Origin of the sequence: Microbacterium sp. NPDC077663 (assembly GCF_044542795.1) — a bacterium.
GTDB lineage: Bacteria > Actinomycetota > Actinomycetes > Actinomycetales > Microbacteriaceae > Microbacterium.
Genome location: NZ_JBITVE010000002.1, coordinates 434,544 through 459,107 on the forward strand (window position 1 = coordinate 434,544; position 24,564 = coordinate 459,107).

The window sequence follows — 24,564 nt, forward strand, 5'->3', positions numbered from 1 at the left end:
CCCTCCGTCGCATCCGCTCGTCCGATTCTGCCGTCGCGGGGGGGCGCGCTCACGCGCGCGCGACCTCGATGAGCACCTGCATCACGTCGTCGACGGCCGGCGGACGGGTGCTCGGATGGAAGACGACCCCCATGTCGCGCACGGCGCGCGGGTCGTCGATCGGACGCTGGACGCAGCCGTCGAGCGGATGCGGCACCTCGGGCCCCACCGCGATGCCGAGGCCCGCCGCGACGAGGCCGTGCAGCGTGCGCAGGTCGTCGCCCTCGAAAGCGATCCGCAGCTCGGCGTCTTCGGCGGCGAAGAGCTGCTCGAGCGTGCGGCGCAGGCCGTAGCCCGGCTTGAGGGTGACGTGGGTCTCGGCGACGACGTCGGCGAGCGCGACCCGCCGGGCGCTCGCGAGGCGGTGGCCGGCGGGCACGACGGCGACGAGCGGCTCGTCGTAGAGGTGAACGGATGCCGCGCCCCCGGCGGCCGCCCCCGAGACGATCGCGAGGTCGGTGCGCCCTGAGGCGAGCTCGGCGAGGCACGCGTCGCGCGCGCCCTGCCAGAGACGGACGTGGATGTCGGGGCGTTCCTCACGAAGGCGCCGCACCAGACGGGGCACGAGGTTCTCGCCGAGCGAGTTCTGGAAGGCGAGCGAGACCGTGGCGCGCGCCTCGTCGAGCGAGTCGATCGCGTCCTGCGCGGCGCGGAGTGCGACCCGGACGCCCGGCAGCATGCGCCGCGCGGCCGGCGTGAGGCGGATGCCGCGCCCCTCGGGGGCGACGAGGGCGACACCCAGCTGCGCCTCGAGATGGCGGAGCGCTCGACTGACGCTCGGCTGCGGAACACCGAGCGCGTGCGCCGCGCGGGTGACGTGCTCATCGCGTCCGAGTGCGTCGAGCAGTGGCAGGTGCGGAAGCAGCGCCGTGAGACGGTCCGGATTCATACGCTGATGCTATCGCTGCACAGGTATCGGTATTGGATGTGAATGGAAAACGTGCCTACCGTGGGGTGAGTGACGACCCTCGACATCCCGATCGTGACCGCGGCGCCCCGCCGGCTCGGCGCGGCGATGTGGACGACGGGGATCGCGACCTTCGGAGTGCTCTACGCCCCGCAGGGACTGCTCACGGGCATCGCCGAAACCTACGGGCTGACTGCCGCCGACGCGTCGTGGGTCGTGTCATCCGCCACGTTGGGTCTCGCGCTCGCGATCGTGCCGTGGGCCCTAGCCGCCGACCGGTTCGGCCGTCGACGGATGCTGCAGGTCGCCGCGGTGGCCGCCGCCGTCATCGCGATCGCGTCGCCCCTGCTGCCGGGGTTCGCCGGGTTGCTCGCGGGACGCTTCCTGCTCGGCGCGGCGCTCGGCGGCATCCCCGCCCTCGCCGTCGCCTACCTGCACGAGGCCGCCGGTCCGCACCGGGCCGGCGTCGCGGCGGGGGCGTATGTGGCGGCGACGAGCGTCGGCGGTCTCGCCGGGCGGCTCGTGGCCGCTCCCGTCGGCGAGCTCGTCGGCTGGCGTCTGTCGCTCGAGCTGCTGGGAGTGCTGGCTGCCGCTCTCACGATCCTGTTCGCCGTGCTGCTGCCCCCCACGGCGCCGCACCGTGGGGTGCCATTGCGGACGAGTCTGCGGACCCTGCTGCGTCAGGCGGTCAACGTGCGGGCGCTGCCGCTCTACGGGATCGGGGCCATGGTGGTCGGCGCGATGGTCGCGGTGTTCAACGCCGTCGGGTTCCGGCTCGAGGCGGCGCCGTACTTCCTCAGCGCGACCGCGGTCTCGCTCGTGTTCCTGACCTACCTGTCGGGCACGGTCACCTCGCGACTGTCGGGAGCCCTCGTCCACCGATGGGGCACACGGATGCCGCTGGTCGCCGGTGGGGCGGCGATGGCCGTCGGCGCCGCGGTCACGGTCGCACCGGCCGTGCCGGTGATCGTGGCCGGCATCCTGCTCATCACCGCGGGGATGTTCCTCGCGCACGCGACCGCCAACGCGGCGACCGCACGGGCGGGCGGGTCCGGACGACAGCACGCGGTCGCGCTCTACAGCGTCGCGTACTACGTCGGGTCGAGTGTGCTCGGCACCGTCGGGGCCGCGGCCTGGACGGCGGGTGGATGGCTGGCACTGGCTGGTCTCGTCGCGGTCCTGGGCGTGCTCGTGGCGATCTCATCGCTTGCCGTGCGTGACTGACGCGGACTGCGCCGATAGGGTGCGGGGCATGAACAGATACGGGGAATTCGCAGGACTCGGTGTCGGCCTGATCATCCTCATGATCGTGCTCTACGTGGGATTCATCGCCCTCATGATCTGGGTGGGCTATCTCATCCAGCGGACGGCGGTGAAGAACGGGATGCTGCGCGCGATGCAGGAGAGCGGCATGACCTTCGCGCCCCGCCCGGGACCGCCCTACCCCGGTGGTGGGTACCCCGGTGGCCAGCCCCCGCACCCCGGGCAGCCGCCCGCACCCCCGCAGGGCCCGGGCACACCGCCTCCGTCGACGGACTGAGCGCCCGCGCCTTCGAACGGAAGGCTCCCGGTCTTGCTAGGCTTGCCGGGTGCCTCCGGGCGCACGGGGCTGTAGTTCAATGGCAGAACTTCTGCTTCCCAAGCAGACAGCGCGGGTTCGATTCCCGTCAGCCCCTCCACTGTCACTTCTCACGCCTCCTTGATTGCACCTGCGATCGAAGGCTACGCAGGCAGTCGGCCGCTACTCGGCCATCGAGGACTTCGCGACGACGGAGCCGCGTTGCGCGGATCTAGTCGAACTCCTCGATGGTCCATTCGTCGCGCCATTCGATGACGGGCCGGTCGCCGTCGAAACGGATGGGCAGCCAGACGTAGTCCGCGATGGTCGTGTCGACATCGGCGAACTCCTCCATCGGCTCATCGCCGTCCTTGCCAGGGGCAAAGTGCTCGACGAACGCGTCGTGGGCGCGGGCGCCGTGGTCTAGATACCTCGGCAGCCACCGGTCCGCGATCGCGATGTAGAGGTCCTTCTTATCCGGGTGCGTGAAGACGGAGGAGATCTGGGAGTGGAACGAGGTGCGGGATTCGTCGGTCGGGTGCAGGTCCCCGAGCACCTCGAACGGACCATGGTAGGAGCGCGATACGGCCGCTTCTGACGGGTTCGGGTAGTACCCGGTCGTTCCCGAGGTCAGGAGGTAGTGCAGCCGGTTGCGATACAGGTGGGCGGGAGCTTCGCGGACGAAAGGCGGCTGAGGCTGCGGGAAGTGGGTGGAGTAATAGCCGGTGACGTCGGTGTAGTCGGTGGTGAGATCGGCGCAGATCATCTCCGAGTGCACGCGTTCGAAGTAGTAGTACCCCTTGCCGTCGTGCGGGTCGACGACCAGATCGAAGTCCCCGGCGCTCATGTCCAACGGCTTCAGCCAGGTGCGCACGATCTCGTAGGGACCGAGGATGTGATCCGCTGTCAGAACCGTGGAGCGCTGCAGGGATCCCTTGGTCATGATCTTGAGCCACGCGACGAACTTCTTCGTCTCGGCGTTGTAGATGATGTGCGGCCGGTCGACGAGCTGCTTGGGGTGCAGCGGAGAGTCTTCTTCGTCTTCCACCGGCGGGATGATCAGCCCGCGGTCCTCCCAGTTGTAGAGGTCGGTCGACGAGTAGCACCGGACACCCCAGTGCCAGATACCGCTTCCGGGTGCGGAGAACTCTTTGTTCTCGCCGTACCAGTAGTGGACACCGTCGACGGTGATCACAGAGCCGCCGTGCGCGTGGATACGTTCGCCCTTGGTGTCGAGCCACACCTGGCCGGGCTTGATGGATGTCTGCATGGACGTCTTTCTATGACGCGCTCAGGCGTCAACGGGTTCGGGTTTGCGCCATCCGACGACCGGTGCCGCCGGATCGTCGCTGGCGGGTCGGAATGACTCGGTGAAGGTGTGCTCGCCGGGGCCGACCTCGATCTCCCGGCCGCTGCCGGGTAGGACGACGACACCGGTGGAGGCGGCGGGCACCTCGACGCGGATGGTCAGGGCGTCCCCGTCGCGCGTCCATCGGATGGAAGCGGTGCCGCGCACGCTGTCATAGCGAGCGGATGCGTGGGTCAGTCCGCCCCCGGGTCGCGGCTGGTACCGCACGCGCTCCCATCCGGGGGCGTCGCTGGCGAGGCCGGCGACGGACTGGTGCAAGAAGCTCGCCACGGCGCCCAACGCGTAGTGATTGAAGGACGTCATGTCACCGGGATTGATGTTGCCGTCAGGCAGCATCGAGTCCCACCGCTCCCAGATAGTGGTGGCTCCCATCGACACCGGGTAGAGCCACGACGGCAACTCCTCCTGCCGAAGCAGGTGGTACGCGTAGTCGACACTTCCTGCGAGGACGAGCGCGTCGCAGATGATGGGCGTGCCTACGAATCCCGTGGAGATATGGAACCCGCCTTGCTCCACCAGCTCGAGGAGCCGCCTTCCGGCCCGTGCAGCCTGAGCCTCGCTCTCGAAGAGGTCGAACACGAGGGCGACGGCGATGGACGTGGGTGTGTCGCTGACAACCCGACCGGATCCGGAGATGAACTCGTCCTGGAACGCACGTGTGGCGCGATCGGCGATCGCCGCATACCGCTGTGCGTCCTCCTCTTTGCGGAGGAGCGCTGCGGTGTCCGCGAGGATGCGTGCGGTGCGTACGTGGTAGGCAGTCGCTACGAGGTACTTATCGGTGTGGGACTTGCCCGGGTCCTCCGGCGGTGCGGTGGGGTCAAGCCAGTCGCCGAGCTGGAAGCCGCTGTTCCAGAGGCCGCTATTGCCGGTGAGGTTGTCGACCAGGTCCACCCAGGCGCACATGCTCGCGTACTGCTCGGCGAGGATCCGGGTATCGCCGTCGGCGAGGTACATCTCCCACGGCACGACCACCGCGGCGTCTCCCCACGCGGCTGTCGGGAAGTTGGGGAAACCGCATTCGATCCACGGCACGAACTGGGGCACATGCCCCTGCTCGGCCTGCTCGAAGGCGAGATCCCTGAGCCATCCCGTCAAAGTTCCCTGAGCAGCGAAGAGGCGCAGCGCGGTGGGTGCGAAGACCTGGATGTCGCCGGTCCAGCCGACGCGCTCATCGCGTTGCGGACAGTCGGTGGGGAGGTCGACGAAGTTGTCGCGCATGCTCCACTGCACGTTCGAGTGGAGCTTGTTCAGACCGGGATGGGATGACTCGAACCAGGCCGTCTGACGCATGCTGGTGTGGATGACCACGGCTTCCACGTCCCCGTCAGTGAGTTCGCCGGGCCAGTTCTCCAGTTCCGCGTACTGGAACCCGTGGATGGTAAACCGCGGCGTGTAGACCTCTTCCCCGCCTCCGCGCGTCGTGTACGTGTCGATGGACGTGGCGCCGCGGAGCGGTCGAGTTCCGAGTTCGCCGTTCTCGATGACTTCGGCGTGATGGAGCCGCACAGTGCGGCCGGCTTCAGCTCGTACTCGGATCCGGATGACGCCGGAGATGTTCTGACCGAAGTCCAGGCGGATGCGACCGTTCGGTCGACGCTCCGCGGACACCGGCGCGATGGTTTCGACCTGTTGTACGGGAAGGGCCGTGGGTGATTCGATGCGCGCGGTGAAGTCGGCGCGGGGCAGGACCTGGACCGGGCTCCAGGCAGCGGCGTCGAAGGATCGCGTCGACCACCCGCGCGGCAGGAGTCTCGCGTCGAAGGTTTCCCCTTCGTACAGGCCGACCGCCGTGATGGGTGACGCGGACCACGCCCACTCCAGCGGAATGTGATGCATGGTGCCGTCGGTGGTGGTGACCTCGAGCTGAGCGAGCAGGGCGACGTCGGTGCCGTAGATGTCCCACAGCCCGCCATCGAAGCCGATATGGCCTCTGTACCAGCCGTCCGCGAGCCAGGCTCCGATGACGTTCGTTCCGCCGACGAGCGCGTCGGTGACATCGTGCGTCTGATAGCGGATCCGGTGGCCGTAGCTGGTCCAGCCGGGTGCCAGGACGTCGTCCCCGACGCGCGCGCCGTTGAGTTCCAGTTCGTAGACTCCGTGCGCCGTCGCGTAAACGCGGGCGCGGGCGATGTCGCCGGGGACTCGCGCGAGGTCGAAGGCTGCACGCAAGAGCCATGCAGGGCGAGGTCCTTCGTGGTCCGCTTCGACGGAAGGTGAGACGAAGTCGACGTTCCAGTCGTGCCCGAGGCCTGTCTCAACCCGGACCGAGAGGGCGTCCTCGGTGGACCCGGCGCGCAGTTCGCCGCCCTCCCGGGCGCTCAGCGGCGCAAAGGGCCAAGCGACAAGCTGCGTGTCCGAAACGGTGGTCATCTCTACGCGGCCGTCGTCGTGCGCGAAGCGAAGGTCGAACGGTCCGGGCCCGACGGCGGTGAAGGAGATGCGGGGTGCCGCTTCTCCGATACCGATCGTCTTTCCGCCGCGCCTGTTCTCGAGCCAGAGCTCGGTGATGGTGGTCATGTCAGCCTTTCACTGATCCTGCGGTGAGGCCCTTCATGACCTGCTGGTTGAGGAAGAGGTAGATGAGGAGGGTGCCGAAGACATTCACGGCGATGGCGGCGAAGGTAGGCCCGTATTGGACAGCTCCGTACTGGCCGGTGAAGTTGAGCAATCCGACCTGGATCGTGCGGAGATCGCTGCTGTTGGTGAACGTCAGCGCGATGAGCAGGTCGTTCCAGAGGAAGAAGAACTGGACGAGTCCCACGGTGAACAGCGCGTTCCTCACCAGCGGGAGGCCGACTGACCAGAAGGACCGGAAGATGTTGGCACCATCGAGCGTGGAGGCTTCGAAGATCTCGCGGGGCACGGCTCGGAAGAACGTGGCCATCATGAAGACGGTCAGCGGCATGCCGATCGCCGTGTAGGTGAGGATCAGCGGCCAGAGCGATCCGTTCAGGCCCGTCCGGAAGTAGATCGTGAACAGCGGCAGCAGGATCATCTGAGCCGGAACCATGATCCCGGCAAGGAATAGGAGCAGGACCGTGCCCCGTCCTCTCCACACCATCACCTCGAGAGCGAAGCCAGCTGCGGCGCCGAAGACGAGGATGATCGCGAGGGATGGGAAGACGGCGATCACGCTGTTGAGGACGTACTTGCCGAACTCGCCGGTCGTGAACACCTCGACGTAGTTCTCGAAGCCGAACGAGCTCGGGAGCGCCCAGAACGGCTCGTTGAGGAACTCGTTCTGCGTTTTGAAGGAACCGAGCAGCATCCAGACCATCGGGTAGATCTCGATGATCAGCAGGATCGCGATGCCGATCCGTAGGGGGAGACGTCCGAAGAAGTCCTTCGGGCCTCGGCGGCGGCGAGCGGGGGGTCGCGTCGCGGTCTCGAGTCGCTTGCCGGATACCAGCAGGCTGGTGGTCGTCATGGTCAGCTCTCCTTCGTGAGGTCGCGGCGCGTTGACCGGAAGATGAACACGGTGAACAGGAGGCAGAGGATGGTGAGCATGAGCGCGATCGTGCTTCCGTACCCGTACTGGCCGTAGGTGAAGGACGTGCGGAACATGTAGAGGGTGAGCGGGGTGGTGGCGCTGCCTGGACCGCCGTTGGTGAGCGCTACGACGGTGTCGAAGACTTTGAGGGTGCCGTTGATGCTGAAGATCAGCGAGGACAGCAGCACCGGCAGCGACAGGGGTAGGACGATGGTCCGGACGAGCTTCCACCCAGCGGCACCGTCGATGCGTGCGGATTCGAGGAGTTCGTCGGGGATGTCGACGAGGCCTGCGTACAGGAGCACGGCGTAGAACCCCATCGACCGCCACAGGTCCATCAGGATGATGATCCAGAAAGCGGCTCCTGGCGTCCCGAACCAGTCGACCGACTCCAGCCCGAAGGCGTTGAGCAGGGAGTTCACGGGGCCTGTGGTGGGTGCTGCTTCGAAGAGCCGCTGGAACAGGAGAGCGACGGCGACGGTGGGAAGAACGACCGGGAAGAAGACGATCGTCCGGATGAGGCCCGACGCCTTCCTCAGCCAGAAGACGTACATCAGCGCAAGCAGGTAGCCGACGCCCACCTGGAGGACCGTCAGGATCGCGGCGTACATCAGGGTGAATCCGATGGCGTTCCACGCGGCGGGGTCCTGGAAGAACGTGACGAAGTTGTCGACGCCGTTGAACTCGAACCCCGTGATGGGGTTACCGTCCTGAACCGTGTAGAAGAGCGACCACACGATCGGGATCAGCATGATCAGGGAGTAGACCAACAGGGCTGGGCCTACGAGGACGAAGATGGCGCGCTTGTCGCCCAGGACTTTGTTCATTGGGGGTCTTTCGGGTGTGGATGAGCGGAGGTCAGGGCGGGCCCAGGGCCCGCCCTGACCGTGGTGTGGCTCAGCCCTTGTCGTTGGCTGCCTGGACCAGTTCCATGAACTGCTGACCGGAGACCGAGCCCGTGGCGAGACCGCCTCCGTTGGTCTGGCTGACGCTGGTGCCCTCCGAGCTGAACAGCGCCTCGAACCAGAGCACGCTCGAGGGCGCCGCCTCGATCTCGGCCTGGACGGCCTGAGTGGTCGAGGGGAGGTCTGCCGGCGGGTTGTCGACGACGAACCCGGATACGACACCGCTGTCGGCAAGCACGGTGTCGCCGTAGTTCTCGGCGATGCACTTGATCCACGCGCCGGTGTCGTCGCCGTAGTTCTTCTGCGCGAACATCACGGGGATGCCGACGTTGGCCGGGATCTCGTCGATGCTGCCGGAGCCGCCGTCGACGGCAGGGAAGCGGGCGAACCCGATGTTGTCCGGTCCGCCGATCTGGTTCTGGGCTTCGTCGGCGAAGTTCGCCAGGGCCCAGCTGCCCATGTAGAAGAAGGCGGCCTTGCCGGTCAGGAAGGTGTTCATCGCGGCGTTGTAGTCGACAGACCCGACCGCGTCGCCGAAGTATCCGGCCTTCCCGAGCTCGGCGACGGCGTCAGCGGCTGCGACATACTCGGGGTCGGTCAGCTTCGCTTCTCCGTCGGCGACCTTCTGGAGCGCGTCGGCGCCCAGGTCGCGGAAGATGTAGTCGCCGACCAGACGGGTGACGGGCCAGCCGTCCTTGCCCGCCGCGCTGAAGGGCTGGACGCCGGCGGCATCGAGGGTTTCGGCTGCCGAAACGAGGTCGTCCCAGGTCTCCGGGACCTCGACGCCGTTGTCGGAGAGAAGCCCCTTGTTGTACCAGAAACCCTCGATGTTGAACTCTGTCGGGAGAGCGTAGAGGCTGCCGTCACCGTACAGAGCCTTGATCGTCGACTCGGCTGCGGGCTGGATGCGATCCGCCACCCCGAGCTCATCGAGGGTCTCGGACAGGTTGAGAACCTGGCCTGCGTCGATGAACTGGCTCATCAGCGAGGGGGTCCCCGCTGCCATCGACATGCTCGACAGGCCATCCTGGCTGGCCAACAACTGGAGCTGCTGGTCCCACTGCGTACCGGCGATGTCGTCCGCCTTCAGCGGAGCGGCCTTCTCTTCGGCGGCGCACTGGTCCTTGGACAGCGTCTCGAGGGTGCCGATGATCGTCGTGTTCTCGGTCTGGCCGAGGTAGGTGAACTCGCCTGTCGACTCCCCGGAAGACGGGCTTCCGGCCGGACCACAGGCCGCAAGCGCGAAAGCGCCTACGCCGAGAGCGGCGAGAGCAGGAACGAGGCGACGGGCGCGCCGCGATGCTGTGGACACTATTCCTCCTTGAATGTGACGCCTTTTTTTGAAGCGCTTCAACAAAGGATGGCACCAGAGCGCCTGGGTGTCAACCGCGCGGTGGGTAACGAATATGAAACGCTTCATTTGTTGTGAACGCCCGTTAAGATCACATCAGTCGTCGGCGTCACCCGATTTGCCGCGGCGAAGGGGATCACATGGTCGTGGAGCGGTCACCGGCACCGAAGCCGCAGCCCAGCATGGCCGACGTTGCCGCGCACGCCGGGGTCGCTCTGGGCACCGTGTCGAACACGCTCAACAACCCCGAGAAGGTCCGAGAAGCCACGAGGCGACGAGTCATGGCTTCGATAGCCGAATTGGGTTTCGTCAGAAACGACGCGGCCCGCTCGCTCGCGGCGGGCGTCAGCACCTCCGTGGGGCTCGTCCTCGCCGACCTCGGCAACTCCTTCTTCGTCGACATCGCTCGCGGGGTCGAAGACGTGATGCGGCGGCGCGGGATGGACGTCCTCATCGTCAACTCGGACATCGAACCAACCCGAGAGGTCCACAACCTCGAATTGCTCGATAGGTCGAGGGTCGCCGGCATTATCTTCGCCCCCCTCGACACCGCACTCGCGCGATCCAGCGTTCTGCCCACGCGATCGACTCCGACTGTGCTCGTCAACTACGAGTCGCCCGCACTCGCCTACTCAGGCGTGACCGTCGACGAACGCCACGGCGGACGCCTGGCGGCGGAGCATCTCCTCGCTCTCGGCCGGCGGCGACTGCTGTTCACAGGTGGACCTCTCTTCTTGTCGGCGGTCTCCTCTCGTCTTGACGGCGCGAGGGAAGCTGTCGCCAAGGTTCCCGGTGCCACGCTCGACGTCATCGAAACCCGGGGTCTCAACATCCGTCACGGACGCGAAGTCGCGAAGCGGCTCCTTGCGGATGAGTCACAGGCCTTCGACGCCGTCATCGCGGCATCCGACCTCCTGGCCATCGGGCTCGTTCAGCTCCTCGGAGAGGCCCCTGGGTTCTCGGTGCCCGAAGACATCGCCGTCACCGGCTACGACAACAACCACTTCGCTTCCGAAAGCGCCGTGCCGATCTCGACGGTCGCCCAGCCCGGAGAAGAGATGGGTCACGCGGCGGCGGACCTCTTGCTGGAGCGCATCGAGAACCCGACCATCCGGAACCGGACGGTGACCCTCGAGCCGCGACTCATTCCCCGCACGTCCTCCCTGGGCGCAGCGTGGCGTCGAGACTGAGCAGATGCTCGTCGAGCGGCCACGGCTCGATCAACGCATGTCGAGTGTCACGCCGCCACGATGATGTCGGCGGGGGTTCGCCCGATGGCGATCGGACGCCCGGGCGAGCTGCTCCACTGGCTCCACCCGCCGGGGTAGAGCTGTGGCTGATAGCCCGCCGACTCGAACGCGAGCGCCGAATGGGCCGAAGCGATCCCGTTGTTGCAGTAGACGGTGACGGAGGCGTCCGGCTCCAGGCCGTGGGACCTCAGTGTCTCGCGGATGCGCTCCGGCGGCAGGAGACGCCCGCGCGAGTCGATGTGCGTCACCGTGGGGATGTTGATGGCACCCGGGATGTGCCCGGCGTCGGCCTCGAGGCCGGGGACCTGACCTCGATACTGCTGCGGCGCGCGGACGTCGACGAGGAATCCCGGACGCTCGGCGCTCGCGACCTCGTCGATCGAGACGGCGTGGAGGTGCGAAGCGCCCAGCTTCACGTCCCCTGGAGCGGAGATGTGATCGCCGCGAGCGAGGCGATTTCCGGAGTACAGCCATGCCGGAAATCCGCCGTCGAGGAGCCGAACGTCCACCCCGTAGCCCCGGAGAAGCCACCACGCACGAGCGGCCGCCACTCCGTCGTTGTCGTCGTAGACGACCACGCGGTCACCGCCGTTGACGCCCCAGCGACGTGCCGCCTGTTCGAGTTGCGAGGTGTCCGGCAGCGGGTAGCGACCCTCCTCCGGGTGTCCGGGTCGTGAGAGCTCGCGCTCGAGGTCGACGTACACGGCCCCAGGAACGTGGCTGCTCAAGTACGCCGGACGACCCTCGGGCTCATTCAGCCGCCACCGCACGTCCAGCAGACGCAGGGGCGCACCGGAGGACAGCTCGGTGGCGAGCTCCTCGACAGTGACCAGGTGCGACATCCTCCCATCGTCCAGGCGTTGCGCCGACCCAGAACGGGCACGTGAAACACGACGTAGAGGTTCGTCATATTCATTCACACGCGCGACCGTACGAGTCGTCCGCGCACTCCCTCAGCCGAAGAGGGGTGGAACCGGGACGGTGAGATTCGCCCCACCGCGGTAGCGTGCGGCGATGTGATTCTCGGGCAGTCGTGGTCCCCGATCGAACAGACGCTCCCGCAGCGTCGGTCCGCCCTCGAGCAACCGCCCCCGCGCGCGCAGCTCGGGCACGACGAGCTCAGCGAAGTCACGAGCCGTGTCGAAGGAGTGGTACTGGCGCAGGTTGATCCCGTCGACGCCGTCCTCGTCCAGCCACCGTTCGATCTCGTCGGCGACGACGCCCGGCGTCCCGGCGACGAAGAACCGGCCCTCCCGTCCACCGGCAATCCCGTCGATGAGCTGACCGATCGTAGTGTCAGGGGCGGCAGTCGGCACCGCTTTCTCGGGGATCCCGGCCTGCGCGAGGGCGTCACGAACGAGGGTCTCCCTGGGGAACACCGTCGGGTCGAACGGGAATCCGGAGTGGGCGAGGATGCCCTCCACGCTGGTCTGCTCGCGATAGGTGCGCCACTTGTCCGACGCTTCCTCTTCCGTGCGTCCCACGACGACGCCCGCCTGAACGACGAACTTGAGGTCGTCCGCCGTGCGCCCGTGACGCGCGGCGGCCCCCCGCATCCGCTCGGCGTTCTGAACGAACTCCGCGGTCGTCCGTCCCCCGGTGAAGACGAGCTCGGCGTGGCGGCCGGCGAATTCGATCCCGGCCGCTGACCCTGTGGCCTGGTAGAGGACGGGCGTGCGCTGCGGGGAAGGCTGACTGAGGTGGGGACCGGCGACACGGAAGTTCTCGCCGACATGGTCGATGTAGCGCACCTTCGAGGGATCGGTGTAGGTCTTCCCAGCCGCGTCGGCGATGACCGCGCCGTCATCCCACGAGCCCTCCCAGAGCTTGTACACGACGTCGAGGAACTCGTCGGCGATGGCGTAGCGACGGTCGTGCGGGATCTCGTCGGCAAGGCCGAAGTTGCGCGCGGCGTTCGGGAGGTAGGACGTGACGATGTTCCACCCGACGCGCCCGTCGGTGAGGTGATCGAGGGTCGACATGCGACGCGCGAAGGCGAACGGCGGCTCGTAGCTCGTCGAGAAGGTGACTCCGAATCCGAGCCGCTCGGTGACCGCGGCCATGGCGGGGATGACGAGCAGCGGGTCGTTCGACGGAATCTGCAGCCCTTCGCGGATCGCCGTCTCCGGACCCCCGCGGAAGACGTCGTACGCACCGACGACGTCGGCAAGGAAGATGCCGTCGAACCCGCCGTGCTCGAGGATCTGGGCCAGCTCGAGCCAGTAGGAGATGTCGTTGAAACGGTGCCGGTTGTTGCCCGGCAAGGTCCACAGTCCATGGGTGATGTGGCTCACCGTGTTCATCTCGAACAGATTCAGGATGAGCTTCTTGGGCTCGGTCATTCTGTGCCTTTCCGGGTCTTCGTCACGCCTCACCTGTGCTCCACCATCCCGGAACGGGAACGTCGTTGAGGAGCAGATCGCCGAGGGCTCGGGCTTTGAAGGGCGCGGGATTGTGGGACGCGATCGTTCGGGCATTACGCCAGTGCCTGTCGAGGGCGAGCCGCGTATCGACCGCGCTCGCGCCACCCACCTCGAAGAGGAGCGTGGCGGCTTCGAGGACCGACGGAAGGACGACGAGCTGTGCACGGGTGGTGGATGCCTCCACGGGCTCGATGATCGCACGGAGCGGCTCCCCCGAGACCCCGCTCCGCTGCGCCGTCGTCGACTCGTCCAGGCCCGCGGCGGCGGCGGCGAGCGCCGAGTCGGCGGCGAATGCGAGAGCGGACAGTCTGCCGACGGTTTCCTGCACGATCGGGTCTTCGCGGGCCGTGGCCGCCGAGCCGTGGCTGAAGGTCCGGGTGCGGGTCTGCACGAACTGGACGGCATCGTCGACGATCGCCCGACCGATGCCCGCGACCGTCGCGAGCAGGACCAGTTGCACGAAGGCTCCGCCGTGTGACGGTCCGCCCGTGAGTCGGCGCGAGACGGCATCCTCCGTCACCGTGACAGCACGGAAGACCGTCGTACCGCTGCCGGTCATGCGCTGACCGAAGCCTGTCCAATCGTCGATGACCTCGACGCCCGCGGCGTTCGTGGGGACCAGAGCCGACACGAGAGCCCCGTCGTCATCTTGGGCGGCGACGGAGACGAGGTCCGCGAACAGGGTGCCAGTGCTGTAGTACTTCGTGCCGTCCAGCACGAGTCCGCCCGGCGAGTCGCTGAGCGTCGTGGCCAGAGTCCCCACCTTCGCGGCCGACCGTTCATGACTGGCGTTGCCGACGATCGCGCCCGACGAGATCAGTTCGAGGCGGCGGGTGCGCTGCGGTGACGGCGCCGCCAGGACGGTGCGATCGACGAAGGAGAAGTGCGAACGGAACAGCTGCGCGAGGTTCGGGTCCCGACGGGCGAGCTCGGCGAGGAGCTCGAACAGGACAGACGGCGGCTCCCCTCCACCGCCGTACTCCTCGGGAAGCGTCACTTTCGTGAAGCCGGCCTCGCGCAGCGCTGACACCTCGGCGTGCGGAAGCCGCCGGTCGCGTTCGCGGGTGACGGCCTCCCGGCCCACCTCGTCGAAGACGGCGCTGAACCTCCGGACGGCATCGCTGGTGCGACTCATGCGCCAGCGGTCCGCTCGCGCCCCTGCGAGATCGTGAGCGGATCGCGCGCCCGATCCCCTTGCACCAGCGCCGCGAGGCGATCGAGCTCTACGACCGTGTCGGTGGACGGGCTGTACCCGAGCGCGGAGATGTTCTCCCGGACCCGGTCGGCGCGACGCGTGCCGGGAACCGCCGCGAGCGCCACACCAAGCGCATCCGCCCGGTCGTAGAGCCAGGCCAATGCAAGCCGGGCGGGGCTCACTCCCTCGTCGTCCGCGAGTCGACGCACCGCATCGGCGATCACCTCGTTCGAGCCGAGACGTTCCGCGTCGAACCGCGGGAAGTTGCGACGACTGTCGGTCGGATCCGGCGGGGCATCCGCGCTGACGGCCCCGGTCAGGAAACCTCGCCCGAGCGGCGAGTACGCCACGAAGCCCACTCCCCTGTCCACCGCCGTAGGGATGACGTGATCCTCGACATCCCGGCTCCAGATCGACCATTCACTCTGCACGGCCGCGATGGGGTGCACGGCGTGTGCGCGCGCGAGCTCCGCAGCCGTCGCCTCACTCAAGCCGATGTGGCCGATCAGTCCGTCATCGACGAGCTCCGCCATCGCGCCCACGGTGTCCTCGATCGGCACCCGCGGGTCGACCCGGTGGTAGTAGTACAGGTCGATGCGCTCCACACCGAGCCTCCGGAGGCTCCGCTGCACGGCCGCGCGGACGTAAGGCCTATCTCCACGGACCCGCAGACCGTCGGCATCCGGGTCGGGCAGGAAGCCGAACTTCGAGGCGAGGACGACCTCGTCGCGGCGGGCGCGGACCACACGTCCGACGAGCTCCTCGTTCGCGCCGTTGCCGTAGATGTCGGCGGTGTCGATGAGGGACGCCCCCACGTCGATGGCGGCGTGAAGTGTGGCGATCGACTCCTGCTCATCCGCCGGCCCGTAGGCGTGTGTGAGCGACATCGTCCCGAAGCCCTGCGCGGGAACGATGAGCCCGTCGCCGAGCGTGATCGAGGGAAGGGTCATCGGGATGCCTCCGAGCGGTCCGCAGCGGGCGCCTGCCAGTCGGGGAGATCGCCGGTCAGCGCGAACTGTCCGAGCGCACGGGTCCGCTGGATGACCGGGTTGTGGGACGCGATCGTGCGGACGTTGCGCCAGTGACGGTCGAGCGCGTACCCGTTGCCTACCGCCGAAGCTCCGCCGACCTCGAACAGACGGGTCGTCGCATCGAGCACGAGCCGAGGTACCAGCTCCTGTAGTCGGAACACGTCGAACTGGATGTCGCGCATGCGCTCGACGCTGGCGCCCGACTCCGACGCATCCCCGAGGTCGGCCGCGACCGACAGCACCAGCCGCCGCGCGGTCGACGCGGCGACGCTGAGTTCGCCGACCACGAGCTGGACGAGGGGGTCCTCACGAGGCAGGGTTTCGCCCGCGAACCCGAACGTGCGACGGCGTGGCGTCACGAAGGCGACGGTGTCGTCGAGAGCGCGCTGCGCGATTCCCGCGACGACGGCGACGAGCGCCAGCTGGAGAATCGACCCGAGATGGTGCCACGCAGCCCCGGCGGGATCACTCGAGGGCGGAAGGATGCCGTCCACGCCGACCGGCACGCTGTCGAAGACGGTCGTGCCGCTGCCGGTCAGCACCTGACCGAAGCCATCCCAATCGTCGGTCGAGCGCACACCGTCGTGGTGCGCCGACACAGTGACGGCGACCCGCTCGTCACCGTCCAACGCTGCGAGATGGATCCAGTCGGCGTAGATACTCCCTGTCGTGTAGTACTTCGTGCCCGAAAGGAGAGGGGAACCAGCGGAGCGATCGATGCGGGTCTCGAGCCGAGCGGTGTCGTGACGCTCCGACTGGGCGTTGCCGACGAAATCGCCCGAGAGAATGCGTTCGAACCACGGTGCCGCGACGGCCGCCGGCTGCTGTCGCAGCGACTCCACGAAGGCGATGTGCCCACGCCAGACATGCCCCAGACTCGCGTCGGCGCCGGCGAGACGGATGAGGCGGGCGAACAGTTCTTCGAGGCGCAGGGGCGACCCGCCGAAGGCCGCCGGCACTCGCCACGCGCCGAAGCCGATCCCGCGCAGCTCGGCGAGTTCGGCGGTCAGCAGACACCGATCGCGCTCCCGCCGAGCCGCGTCAGGCGCGACGCGTGCCAGGAACTCATCGAAGGCGAGGGTCATCGGTGCATCACCTTCCGAGCCACCGCATTGCCGAGGAACTGCGCCGCCTGGACGAGGGCGATGAGGACGAGGACGACGATCGCCACCGAGATCCAGTCGAAGCGCTGGTACCCGTAGTTCATCGCGAGCGACCCGAGCCCGCCTCCCCCGAGGACGCCCGCCACCGCAGTCGCGTCGACGAGCGCGACGAGGATGTAGGTGAGGCCCAGGGTGAGAGGGCCGAGCGCCTCCGGCACGACGATGGAGAACAGCACTCGCGCGGGGCTCGCCCCCATCGCCGTGCCCGCCTCGATCGATCCCGGACTGACTGCGACGAGGTTGGACTCCGAGACGCGGGCGATGGCGACGCACGCGACGATGATGAGCGGGATCGTCTGCGGCAGCGGGCCCAGACCCGTCCCGAAGATCACGCGCGTGAGGGGGATGACCGCAATGGCGACGATGAGGAACGGGATCGGGCGGATCACGTTGATCACGAAGTTGAGCACGCCGAAGACGAACCGGTTCTGCAGCAGGTTGCCGGGACGGCTCGCGTAGAGCAGAAGTCCCAACAGGACTCCGATGACCGCAGCACCGGCGAAGGCGACGGTCACCATGAGGCCGGTCTCGGCGATGGCATCCCACAGCCGTGGGAAGAAGGCATCGGGGTCGAAATCACGCATGAGCCACCTCCGGTATACGTGCGTCGAGCTCGGTGACGGAAGTCGTCCGCCGCAGTCCGCCGATCGCGGCATCCACTGCCTCATCGGCGCCAATCAGCTCGACGGTCAGGCTGCCGAACAGGCGTCCCTGCAGTTCGTCGACGCCTCCGAAGACGACGTTGAAGTCGACGCCGTGGTCACGGGCGACCTGAGACAGGAACGGGTGATTGGTGTCCCGATCCTCGACGTGCAACTGCACGAGCCGACCGTGGTGGACGGCACGGATCTTGTCGAGCGCGTCGGGTGACGGTACGTGGTGCAGGACGGACGAGACGAACCGTCTGGTCGTGGGATGCCGCGGCGCGGAGAAGACGTCGTAGACGCTGCCGTGCTCCACGACCTCGCCGTTCTCCATGACGGCCACCTTGTCGGCGATCTCGCGGATCACATCGATCTCGTGGGTCACGAGCAGGATCGTGACGCCGTACTCCTGGTTAACTCTGCGAAGGAGGTCGAGGACCTCACCCGTCGTCTGGGGGTCGAGGGCGCTGGTCGCCTCGTCGGAGATGAGGACGTCGGGACGGGTGGCGAGGGCGCGGGCGATGCCGACGCGCTGCTTCTGCCCGCCGGAGAGCTGCGAAGGGTAGGACAGCGCCTTGTCTGTGAGCCCGACGAAGCGAAGCAGCTCCTCGACGCGGTCGAGCGTCTCGTCCGCGGAGAGCCCCGCGAGCCGCAACGGGTAGGCGATGTTCTTGTAGACGTTCCGCGACTCGAGCAGGTTGAACTGCTGGAACACCATGCCGATGCTCTGCCGTGCGGCGTAGAGCGCTTTTCCGTGCAGAGCGGAGATCTCGCGACCGTCGACGACGACCCGGCCGCTCGTCGGTCGCTCGAGCGCGTTGACGGTGCGCAGGAGCGTGGATTTGCCGGCGCCGGAGAATCCGACGATGCCGAAGATCTCCCCCTTTTCGACCGTCAGGGTGACGTCGTTGAGGGCGGCGAAGGTTCGTCCTTTCACCGTGAAGGACTTGGAGACGTTCTCGAAGGAAATGGCGGTGCTCATGAGTGCTCTTCTCCGGTCGAGGGGGTCGTGGCGGACGTGAGTCCACCACGACCCCGAGAGGAATGGCGCGGGCGGCGGGTCTACTCGGAGGCTGCCTGCTCCTCGAGATCGGCCAACTTTGCGCGGAGCTTCTCCACGGGCACGTCGACCAGGACGGTCGTGTCGGCGTTCTCCTCCACATTCGCCTCAGCGACGCGCTCGTCCGCGTAGACCTCCTTGAGGATCGCCCACGCCGGGTCGTCCTTGTTGTCGTCACGGGTGGCGATGACGTTCACGTAGGGGAGGTTCTGCTCGGAGAGCGAGTCGTCGAGGAACAGCGCGTCGTCGGTCGTGATGCCCTGGCTGGGATCGAAGTAGGAGGTGCCCACGACGACCGCCGCGAGGCTCGGGTCGTCGAACTGCTGCGCGATCGACGTGGCGGCGATCTCCACGAACTGGAGCTTCTTCGGGTTCCCGGTCACGTCATCGGTCGAGGGGAAGTCGCCCTTGTCGGCCGAGAGCTCGATCAGGCCGGCCGCTTCGAGGATGTTCAGCGCGCGGCCCCCGTTGGACGGGTCGTCCGGAATGGCGATCTTCGCGCCGTCGGGCACGTCCTCGACCGAGCCCAGGGAGGCCGAGAAGATGCCCCACTGCGTGATGAGGGTTGAGAAGACGGGAGTCAGGTCCTCGTTGTTCTCGGCGTTGAACGCGCTCAGGTAGAGGATGTGCTGGAAGGCATTGGCGTCGACCGTACCGGCCGCCAGTTCGGTGTTCGGAAGAACCCAGTCCTCGACGTTGACCCATTCGATGTCGAGGCCCTTCTCGGCCGCGACCTCCTTGACGGCGTCCTGGAACGGGCTGTCCTCGGACACGGCGATCTTGACGCTGAAGGGCTCCGCCGCAGCGGCGGGGTCACCGGCCGCGCCGGCCGCCGGAGTGCGGAACGCGTTGGTGGCGAGCACGACACCGCCCACGATGGCGGCGACGGCGACCACTCCGATGGCGACGGAGAGCACGACGCGAGCGCGCTTCTTCTCTCCGGCGACCGCCGTCCGGAGGTCGTTCTGTGGGGACTGAGGCTGGTCGGACATGGTGGGTGATCCTTCGTGCGAGCTGTGGGTGTGTGACTGAGACACATTCCTAACCCGCGGGGCACCGGTCCGTTCGGTGCGGGACGTTCCGTGACGAGGCGTTACCGCGTCTTACGACCAGAGTTGAGGCCCGCCTCCGAGACCGCGCACCCGGTCCCGGAAGGGAAGACGGACATGGCTCGAGCCGTCCTCTCCCAGGTCACCGAGTGGTTCGAGGAACACGTTTTCACACTCTTGCGGACGGCGACGATGCGGCTGACGCCGTCCGTGCGATGGCCCGCGACGTGACCGAGTACTTCGTGCTCAAGCGGATGGGGGTGCGTTCCATCTGGGCGAAGGCCATCAGCGAGCAGCACGGGCTCATCCTCGAGCAGCTCGGCATCGAGCACGTCATCTTCCCCGAGGCCGACATGGGTCGCCGGATCGCCCACCTGGTGCGCGGCGCCATGCTGGACTACGTCGAGTTCGACCGCGACCTCGTCCTCGCCAAGACCGTCGCGCCCGCCGAGATGGTGGGACTCAGTCTCGAGCAGGCCGCGGTTCGCCGCCGCTACGGCGTCACGGTCGTCAAGATCAAGGGCGCCGACGGCGAATGGCACGCCGCAGGAGCCTCCTCCGTGGTCGGCAGCGGCAATCTGCTCATCGTCATCGGGCCGGTCGAGAAGACGGAGCGCTTCGCCGCCCTCTCATGATCCGTGCAGGTCCCTCGGATAGGGTGGATGCGGCGCGTCGGGAAGCCTGGTCGACATCATCATTCGTCGACCTCCGGAGGACCTCCCGTGACCGCGCCCCATAACGATCGAGCCGACCTCCGCACTCCTCGGTGGCCAGGCTATGCCGAAGCCGCTCGAGTCTCTGCGATCCTCCGCAAGGAAGCCGTCGGGGGCGCACTGCTCGTCGTTGCGGCCGTCGCGGCCATCGTGTGGGCCAACTCACCGGCATCCGACAGCTATTTCGCTCTGCGCGACTTCCGCTTCGGCTACGAGCCGTGGCACCTCGAGCTCTCCCTGGGCGCGTGGGCGGCCGACGGCCTCCTCGCGATCTTCTTCTTCCTCGTGGGACTCGAGCTCAAGCGCGAGATCGTCGTCGGCGACCTGCGGCGGTTCAGCACCGCGGTCGTCCCGGTCACCGCGGCGATCGGCGGAGTGGCTGTGCCCGCCCTGATCTACGTCGCCGTCGTCCGCGCACAGGACGGGCTCGTACAGGGGTGGGCGATCCCGACCGCCACCGACATCGCCTTCGCGGTCGCCGTTCTTGCGCTCGTGGGATCGCACCTGCCGAGCCCGCTCCGCATCTTCCTGCTGACGCTCGCGGTCGTGGACGACCTCATCGCCATCGGGATCATCGCCGTCTTCTACACCGACGAGATCGCCGTCGTGCCCCTGCTCGTGGCAGCCGGCGTCATCGCCGTCTACGGCTTCGTCGCCCAGCGGTACCGGTCGCTGTTCGCGAACCGGCCCTTCGCCGCATGGCTCGTGCTGCTCCCGATCGGGTTCGTCGCGTGGGCGTTCCTGCACGCGTCCGGGGTGCACGCCACGATTGCGGGCGTCGCCCTCGCATTCACGATCCCCGTCAAGCCGGCGCGCGGCGCGACCGATGGCCCCCGTGCGGCAGACCTCGCGCACGAGTTCGAGCACCGGTTCCGTCCTCTGTCCGCCGGCTTCGCCGTGCCCGTGTTCGCGTTCTTCGCCGCGGGCGTTGCCGTGGGCGGTGCGGACGGAATCCTCCGCGCCGCAACCGACCCAGTCGCCCTCGGCATCGTCGCGGGGCTCGTGCTCGGCAAGCCCATCGGCATCCTCCTCGCGGTGCGGACGCTCACCCTCGTGACGAGGATCCGGCTGCACCCGGCACTGCGCTGGGTCGACATGCTCGGCGTGGCGCTGCTCGCCGGCATCGGGTTCACTGTGTCGCTCCTCATCGCTGAACTCAGTTTCCCGGCGGGATCGACCGAGGGCGACGACGCCAAGATCGCGATCATGATCGCGTCGATCGTCGCGGCAGCGGTCGCCTCCGTCATCCTGGTCGCTCGCAATCGCCGCTACCGGCAGATCGCCGCCGCAGAGCAGATCGACGAGGATGCCGACGGTACGCCCGACATCTACCAGGACGCGCCTGGCGCGCAAACGCGGTCGGCGGAGTAAGGTCGCTGACTCATGGAACACTCCGTCCTCACCCTCGGCGACACCGACACATCCGTGGCTCGGGGAATCGCCGCGCTCACGAACGCGCGGGGCCACGACGGCGAACGGCCTCGCGCGGTTCTCGCCTTCGCGGATCTGCGCGAACACACGCGACAGAGCGGCAAGGACAGGCTTCGTGCCATCGCTTCGCTGGCCGCGGTCGAGACCAAACGCCACACCGGCATCCGTCATGTCGTCTTCGCCGTGGTGCTTGCGCCGCGACACACGTCCGCGTTCGACCGCATCGCGTCCGCACTCGGCGCCCGCGTGCACGCCGAGCTCGAGCGCGACAACGCGCGCGACGTCGAGATCACCTTCCTCGACGTCAGCGAGTGCGGTGACGGATCCGCCCTCACCGAGCGTCTGCTGGCTCGCTGCGGCGACCCGGTGGGGCAGCACGGCGTCGTCGTCCTCGATTGGGACGACATCCGAGACCACTCGATCCGCCAGGCCGCCCGGGATCAGTACCTCTGACCGCAGACGGCTGGCGCACGGGCTCAGGCCGTCGGTGCGGCCTCGTTGTGCGCGACCGACCGGACCTCGAGGTATCCGCACAGTTCGGCGGCGGTAGCGAGCTCGGCGACGAGGGCAGCCGTCTCTTCCGCGCTGAGGGCGACCTCGTCGAGCTGCGGCTCGAACACCACCCGCCAACGAGGATCTTCACCCATCGGCGGACGAACGTACACCGTGGTCGATGCGTTCCGCAGCGGCACGACGACCAGGCCGCCGTCGTCCCCCCACGAATCGTCCTGGATCACGACCTTGATCAGGTCGCCGCCCTCCCGAGCGGCACTGAAGTCCTCGAGCCAGAGCTGCAGGGTGGCACGACTGCGGTACGGCATGTGTTCGTCTTTCCATGCGCGACCGAGCCGGCATACCCGGCGAAAGATGACGCGCTCTGCCGCGAGGGTAACACCCTCAGGTGATCTGAAACCGCAGAGTTTTTCGGGGTCAGTCCTTCAGCGTCTCGATGTCGATGACGAAGCGGTATCGCACGTCCGAGCGCAGTACCCGCTCGTACGCCTCGTTGACCTCGTCGACGCCGATCAGCTCGGTCTCGGGGACGATGCCGTGCTCGGCGCAGAAGTCGAGCATCTCCTGCGTCTCGGCGATCGACCCGATGCTCGATCCGGCGAACGACCGACGATTCCCGAACAGGGTGAACACCCGCAGCGGAAGGGGCTCGGGCGGGGCGCCGACATTGACCATGGTGCCGTCGAGGCGCAGCATCCGCAGGTAGGAATCGAGCTTCAGCGGCGCACTCACCGTGTTGAGGATCAGGTCGAACGTGTTCGCGAGGGTGCGGAAGGTGGCGTCGTCGCTTGTGGCGAAGTAGTGGGCGGCACCGAAGCGCAGGCCGTCCTCCTGCTTCGACAGGGTCTGCGAGAGGACCGTCACCTCGGCACCCATCGCGGCAGCGATCTTCACGCCCAGGTGCCCGAGCCCGCCCATGCCGACGACCGCGACCTTCGAGCCGGGCCCGACCTTCCAGTGCGCGAGCGGCGAGTACGTCGTGATCCCGGCGCACAGCAGCGGCGCGACGGACTCGTAGGGGATCGACTCGGGGATGCGCAGCACGAAGTCGTGATCGACGACGACGTGCGTCGAGTAGCCGCCCTGCGTGATCGTGCCGTCACGGTCGACCGAGGCGTACGTCTGCGTGTTCCCCTTCAGGCAGTAGTTCTCCATGCCGGCGCGGCAGTTCTCGCACTCGCGGCACGAGTTCACCATGCAGCCGACGCCGACCCGGTCACCGATCGCGAAGCCGGTCACCTCGCTCCCGACCTCGACGACCTCGCCGGCGATCTCATGTCCGACGACCTGCGGATAGGTCACCGGTCCCCAGTCCCCGCGGACGGTGTGGATGTCGGAGTGGCAGATCCCGGCGTAGCGGATCGCGATGAGGACGTCGCGCGGCCCCGTCTCGCGTCGCTCGATCGTCGTCCGGACGAGCGGATCGGTGGCTGAGGGGGCTGCGTACGCGGCGACGGTGGGCATGGGTTCTCCTTGCTGCTCGAGAGACGGATGCCGCGGGTCGGCGCATCCGTCCCGTCACACGCTACGCGCACGCCGGTGGGTATCGTCGGAGGTGACCGTGCACCGACGCCGGGAGGCCCCGATGAAGACCCTCTCCCCCACATCCATCATCCTCGGCGCCTCGCGCCTGGGCGAGCGTCCCGGCGCGGACGAGCTCGCCGACGCCCTGATCCGCTCGCGGCTCGGCTACGTCGACACGAGCAACAACTACGCCGGCGGACACAGCGAGCAGGCGCTCGGCGACGCGATCCGTCGCGCGGGCGGGCTCCCTGGTCACACCCGGATCTACTCGAAGGCCGACAGCGACCCCGACACCGGAGTCTTCGACGGCGACCGGGTGAAGCGGTCGCTCGACGAGTCGCTGACCCGGCTGGGGCTCGACAGCCTTCCCCTCTATCAACTGCACGACCCGTACGGCCTGACCGTCGCGGAGGCGATGGGGCCGGGCGGCGCCGTTCCCGCCCTGATCGACCTGCGCGACCAGGGCGTCATCGGCGCGATCGGGATCGCGTCGGGCACGCTGTCGCAGGTGCAGGAGTACGTCGACACCGGCGCGTTCGACGTCGTCCTGTCGCACAACCGCTACACGCTCGTGACGCGCACGGCCGAGCCGGTCTTCCAGGCGGCGCGTGCTCAGGGGATGACCGTCCTCAATGCGGCGCCCTTCGGGGGCGGCACGCTCGCCAACGGCGACACCTCGTTCGGCTACCGCACGATGCCCGCCGACTTCGCAGCCCACGTGAGCCGCGTCCGCAGCCTCGCCGTCGACCACGGCGTGGACCTCGCTGCCGCCGCGTTGCACTTCTCGATGCGCAGCCCGCTCGTCGATGCCACTGTGGTCGGCATCACCTCGACCGCGCGGCTCGAGGCCCTCGGCCCCCTGATCGACGCACGGATCCCGGACGACTTCTTCGACGCGGTGGAGTCGCTCGGCACCCCGCCGCCGGGTGTCGACGACTGAGCGGTC

23 protein-coding genes and 1 tRNA gene are annotated in these 24,564 nt (G+C 67.8%); 8 read left to right on the plus strand and 16 right to left on the minus strand.

The genetic code is table 11. From position 1 onward, the window contains the following. Positions 1–49: 49 nt before the first annotated feature. Positions 50–928, minus strand: coding sequence for a LysR family transcriptional regulator (locus ACIGEP_RS09555; RefSeq protein ID WP_396661387.1), 879 nt, complete (start codon positions 926–928; stop codon positions 50–52). Positions 929–997: 69 nt separating this feature from the next. Here ACIGEP_RS09555 and ACIGEP_RS09560 point away from each other — a divergent pair, with 69 nt between their 5' ends. The 3 genes from ACIGEP_RS09560 to ACIGEP_RS09570 all read left to right on the plus strand — a co-directional run bounded on the left by ACIGEP_RS09560 (position 998) and on the right by ACIGEP_RS09570 (position 2,625). After that, positions 998–2,170, plus strand: coding sequence for an MFS transporter (locus ACIGEP_RS09560; protein ID WP_396661388.1), 1,173 nt, complete (start codon positions 998–1,000; stop codon positions 2,168–2,170). A 28-nt stretch (positions 2,171–2,198) separates the two neighbouring features. Then, positions 2,199–2,486 (plus strand): hypothetical protein, encoded by a 288-nt coding sequence (locus tag ACIGEP_RS09565; RefSeq protein WP_396661389.1) that lies wholly within the window; start codon positions 2,199–2,201, stop codon positions 2,484–2,486. 65 nt (positions 2,487–2,551) lie between these two features. Continuing rightward, positions 2,552–2,625 (plus strand) — tRNA-Gly (locus tag ACIGEP_RS09570). Positions 2,626–2,736: 111 nt separating this feature from the next. Here the strand turns inward: ACIGEP_RS09570 and ACIGEP_RS09575 are convergent. From ACIGEP_RS09575 to ACIGEP_RS09595, 5 genes are all read right to left on the minus strand, one after another. Beyond that, on the minus strand, positions 2,737–3,774 hold the full coding sequence (locus ACIGEP_RS09575; RefSeq protein ID WP_396661390.1) for a family 43 glycosylhydrolase: 1,038 nt from the start codon (positions 3,772–3,774) through the stop codon (positions 2,737–2,739). Positions 3,775–3,795: 21 nt separating this feature from the next. Continuing rightward, the gene (locus tag ACIGEP_RS09580) at positions 3,796–6,393 is read right to left on the minus strand and encodes a family 78 glycoside hydrolase catalytic domain (RefSeq protein WP_396661391.1); all 2,598 of its coding nucleotides are present in this window, start codon (positions 6,391–6,393) and stop codon (positions 3,796–3,798) included. Position 6,394: 1 nt separating this feature from the next. Then, positions 6,395–7,303, minus strand: coding sequence for a carbohydrate ABC transporter permease (locus ACIGEP_RS09585; protein ID WP_396661392.1), 909 nt, complete (start codon positions 7,301–7,303; stop codon positions 6,395–6,397). A gap of 2 nt (positions 7,304–7,305) precedes the next feature. Further along, positions 7,306–8,193, minus strand: a complete 888-nt coding sequence (locus tag ACIGEP_RS09590; protein ID WP_091358116.1) for a carbohydrate ABC transporter permease — start codon at positions 8,191–8,193, stop codon at positions 7,306–7,308. Positions 8,194–8,263: 70 nt separating this feature from the next. Then, a complete protein-coding gene (locus ACIGEP_RS09595; protein ID WP_396661393.1) occupies positions 8,264–9,583 on the minus strand; it encodes an ABC transporter substrate-binding protein in 1,320 nt (439 codons plus the stop codon). Between the two features lie 179 nt (positions 9,584–9,762). Here ACIGEP_RS09595 and ACIGEP_RS09600 point away from each other — a divergent pair, with 179 nt between their 5' ends. Further along, on the plus strand, positions 9,763–10,812 hold the full coding sequence (locus tag ACIGEP_RS09600) for a LacI family DNA-binding transcriptional regulator (protein ID WP_396661394.1): 1,050 nt from the start codon (positions 9,763–9,765) through the stop codon (positions 10,810–10,812). A gap of 47 nt (positions 10,813–10,859) precedes the next feature. Here ACIGEP_RS09600 and ACIGEP_RS09605 read toward each other — a convergent pair whose 3' ends face one another. The 8 genes from ACIGEP_RS09605 to ACIGEP_RS09640 form a co-directional block, all read right to left on the minus strand. Next, entirely contained in the window at positions 10,860–11,714 is an 855-nt protein-coding gene (locus ACIGEP_RS09605; RefSeq protein ID WP_396661395.1) for a sulfurtransferase, read from the minus strand. Positions 11,715–11,825: 111 nt separating this feature from the next. Further along, complete coding sequence (locus tag ACIGEP_RS09610) at positions 11,826–13,214, minus strand: NtaA/DmoA family FMN-dependent monooxygenase (protein ID WP_396661397.1); 1,389 nt, start codon at positions 13,212–13,214, stop codon at positions 11,826–11,828. 22 nt (positions 13,215–13,236) lie between these two features. Continuing rightward, positions 13,237–14,430, minus strand: a complete 1,194-nt coding sequence (locus tag ACIGEP_RS09615) for an acyl-CoA dehydrogenase family protein (protein ID WP_396661398.1) — start codon at positions 14,428–14,430, stop codon at positions 13,237–13,239. Next, positions 14,427–15,440: an aldo/keto reductase gene (locus ACIGEP_RS09620; RefSeq protein WP_396661399.1), complete on the minus strand. Its 1,014-nt coding sequence runs from the start codon at positions 15,438–15,440 to the stop codon at positions 14,427–14,429. The genes ACIGEP_RS09615 and ACIGEP_RS09620 overlap by 4 nt, the downstream gene beginning before the upstream one ends. Next, positions 15,437–16,606 (minus strand): acyl-CoA dehydrogenase family protein, encoded by a 1,170-nt coding sequence (locus tag ACIGEP_RS09625; RefSeq protein WP_396661400.1) that lies wholly within the window; start codon positions 16,604–16,606, stop codon positions 15,437–15,439. Before ACIGEP_RS09625 ends, ACIGEP_RS09620 begins: the two co-directional genes overlap by 4 nt. Next, complete coding sequence (locus ACIGEP_RS09630; RefSeq protein ID WP_396661401.1) at positions 16,603–17,268, minus strand: methionine ABC transporter permease; 666 nt, start codon at positions 17,266–17,268, stop codon at positions 16,603–16,605. The genes ACIGEP_RS09625 and ACIGEP_RS09630 overlap by 4 nt, the downstream gene beginning before the upstream one ends. After that, a complete protein-coding gene (locus ACIGEP_RS09635; protein ID WP_396661402.1) occupies positions 17,261–18,310 on the minus strand; it encodes a methionine ABC transporter ATP-binding protein in 1,050 nt (349 codons plus the stop codon). The genes ACIGEP_RS09630 and ACIGEP_RS09635 overlap by 8 nt, the downstream gene beginning before the upstream one ends. A gap of 80 nt (positions 18,311–18,390) precedes the next feature. Next, entirely contained in the window at positions 18,391–19,380 is a 990-nt protein-coding gene (locus tag ACIGEP_RS09640) for a MetQ/NlpA family ABC transporter substrate-binding protein (protein ID WP_396661403.1), read from the minus strand. Positions 19,381–19,664: 284 nt separating this feature from the next. On the opposite strand from ACIGEP_RS09640, the gene ACIGEP_RS09645 reads away from it, so the two are divergent. From ACIGEP_RS09645 to ACIGEP_RS09655, 3 genes are all read left to right on the plus strand, one after another. Beyond that, positions 19,665–20,072 (plus strand): hypothetical protein, encoded by a 408-nt coding sequence (locus tag ACIGEP_RS09645; protein ID WP_396661404.1) that lies wholly within the window; start codon positions 19,665–19,667, stop codon positions 20,070–20,072. A gap of 87 nt (positions 20,073–20,159) precedes the next feature. Further along, positions 20,160–21,521, plus strand: a complete 1,362-nt coding sequence (gene nhaA / locus ACIGEP_RS09650) for a Na+/H+ antiporter NhaA (protein ID WP_396661405.1) — start codon at positions 20,160–20,162, stop codon at positions 21,519–21,521. A gap of 12 nt (positions 21,522–21,533) precedes the next feature. After that, the gene (locus ACIGEP_RS09655) at positions 21,534–22,034 is read left to right on the plus strand and encodes a hypothetical protein (RefSeq protein ID WP_396661406.1); all 501 of its coding nucleotides are present in this window, start codon (positions 21,534–21,536) and stop codon (positions 22,032–22,034) included. A 23-nt stretch (positions 22,035–22,057) separates the two neighbouring features. Here ACIGEP_RS09655 and ACIGEP_RS09660 read toward each other — a convergent pair whose 3' ends face one another. Both ACIGEP_RS09660 and ACIGEP_RS09665 read right to left on the minus strand, forming a co-directional pair. Continuing rightward, positions 22,058–22,402, minus strand: coding sequence for a hypothetical protein (locus ACIGEP_RS09660; RefSeq protein WP_396661407.1), 345 nt, complete (start codon positions 22,400–22,402; stop codon positions 22,058–22,060). Between the two features lie 109 nt (positions 22,403–22,511). Further along, positions 22,512–23,558, minus strand: coding sequence for an NAD(P)-dependent alcohol dehydrogenase (locus ACIGEP_RS09665; RefSeq protein ID WP_396661408.1), 1,047 nt, complete (start codon positions 23,556–23,558; stop codon positions 22,512–22,514). A gap of 121 nt (positions 23,559–23,679) precedes the next feature. On the opposite strand from ACIGEP_RS09665, the gene ACIGEP_RS09670 reads away from it, so the two are divergent. Beyond that, on the plus strand, positions 23,680–24,558 hold the full coding sequence (locus ACIGEP_RS09670; RefSeq protein WP_396661410.1) for an aldo/keto reductase: 879 nt from the start codon (positions 23,680–23,682) through the stop codon (positions 24,556–24,558). Positions 24,559–24,564: the final 6 nt, after the last annotated feature.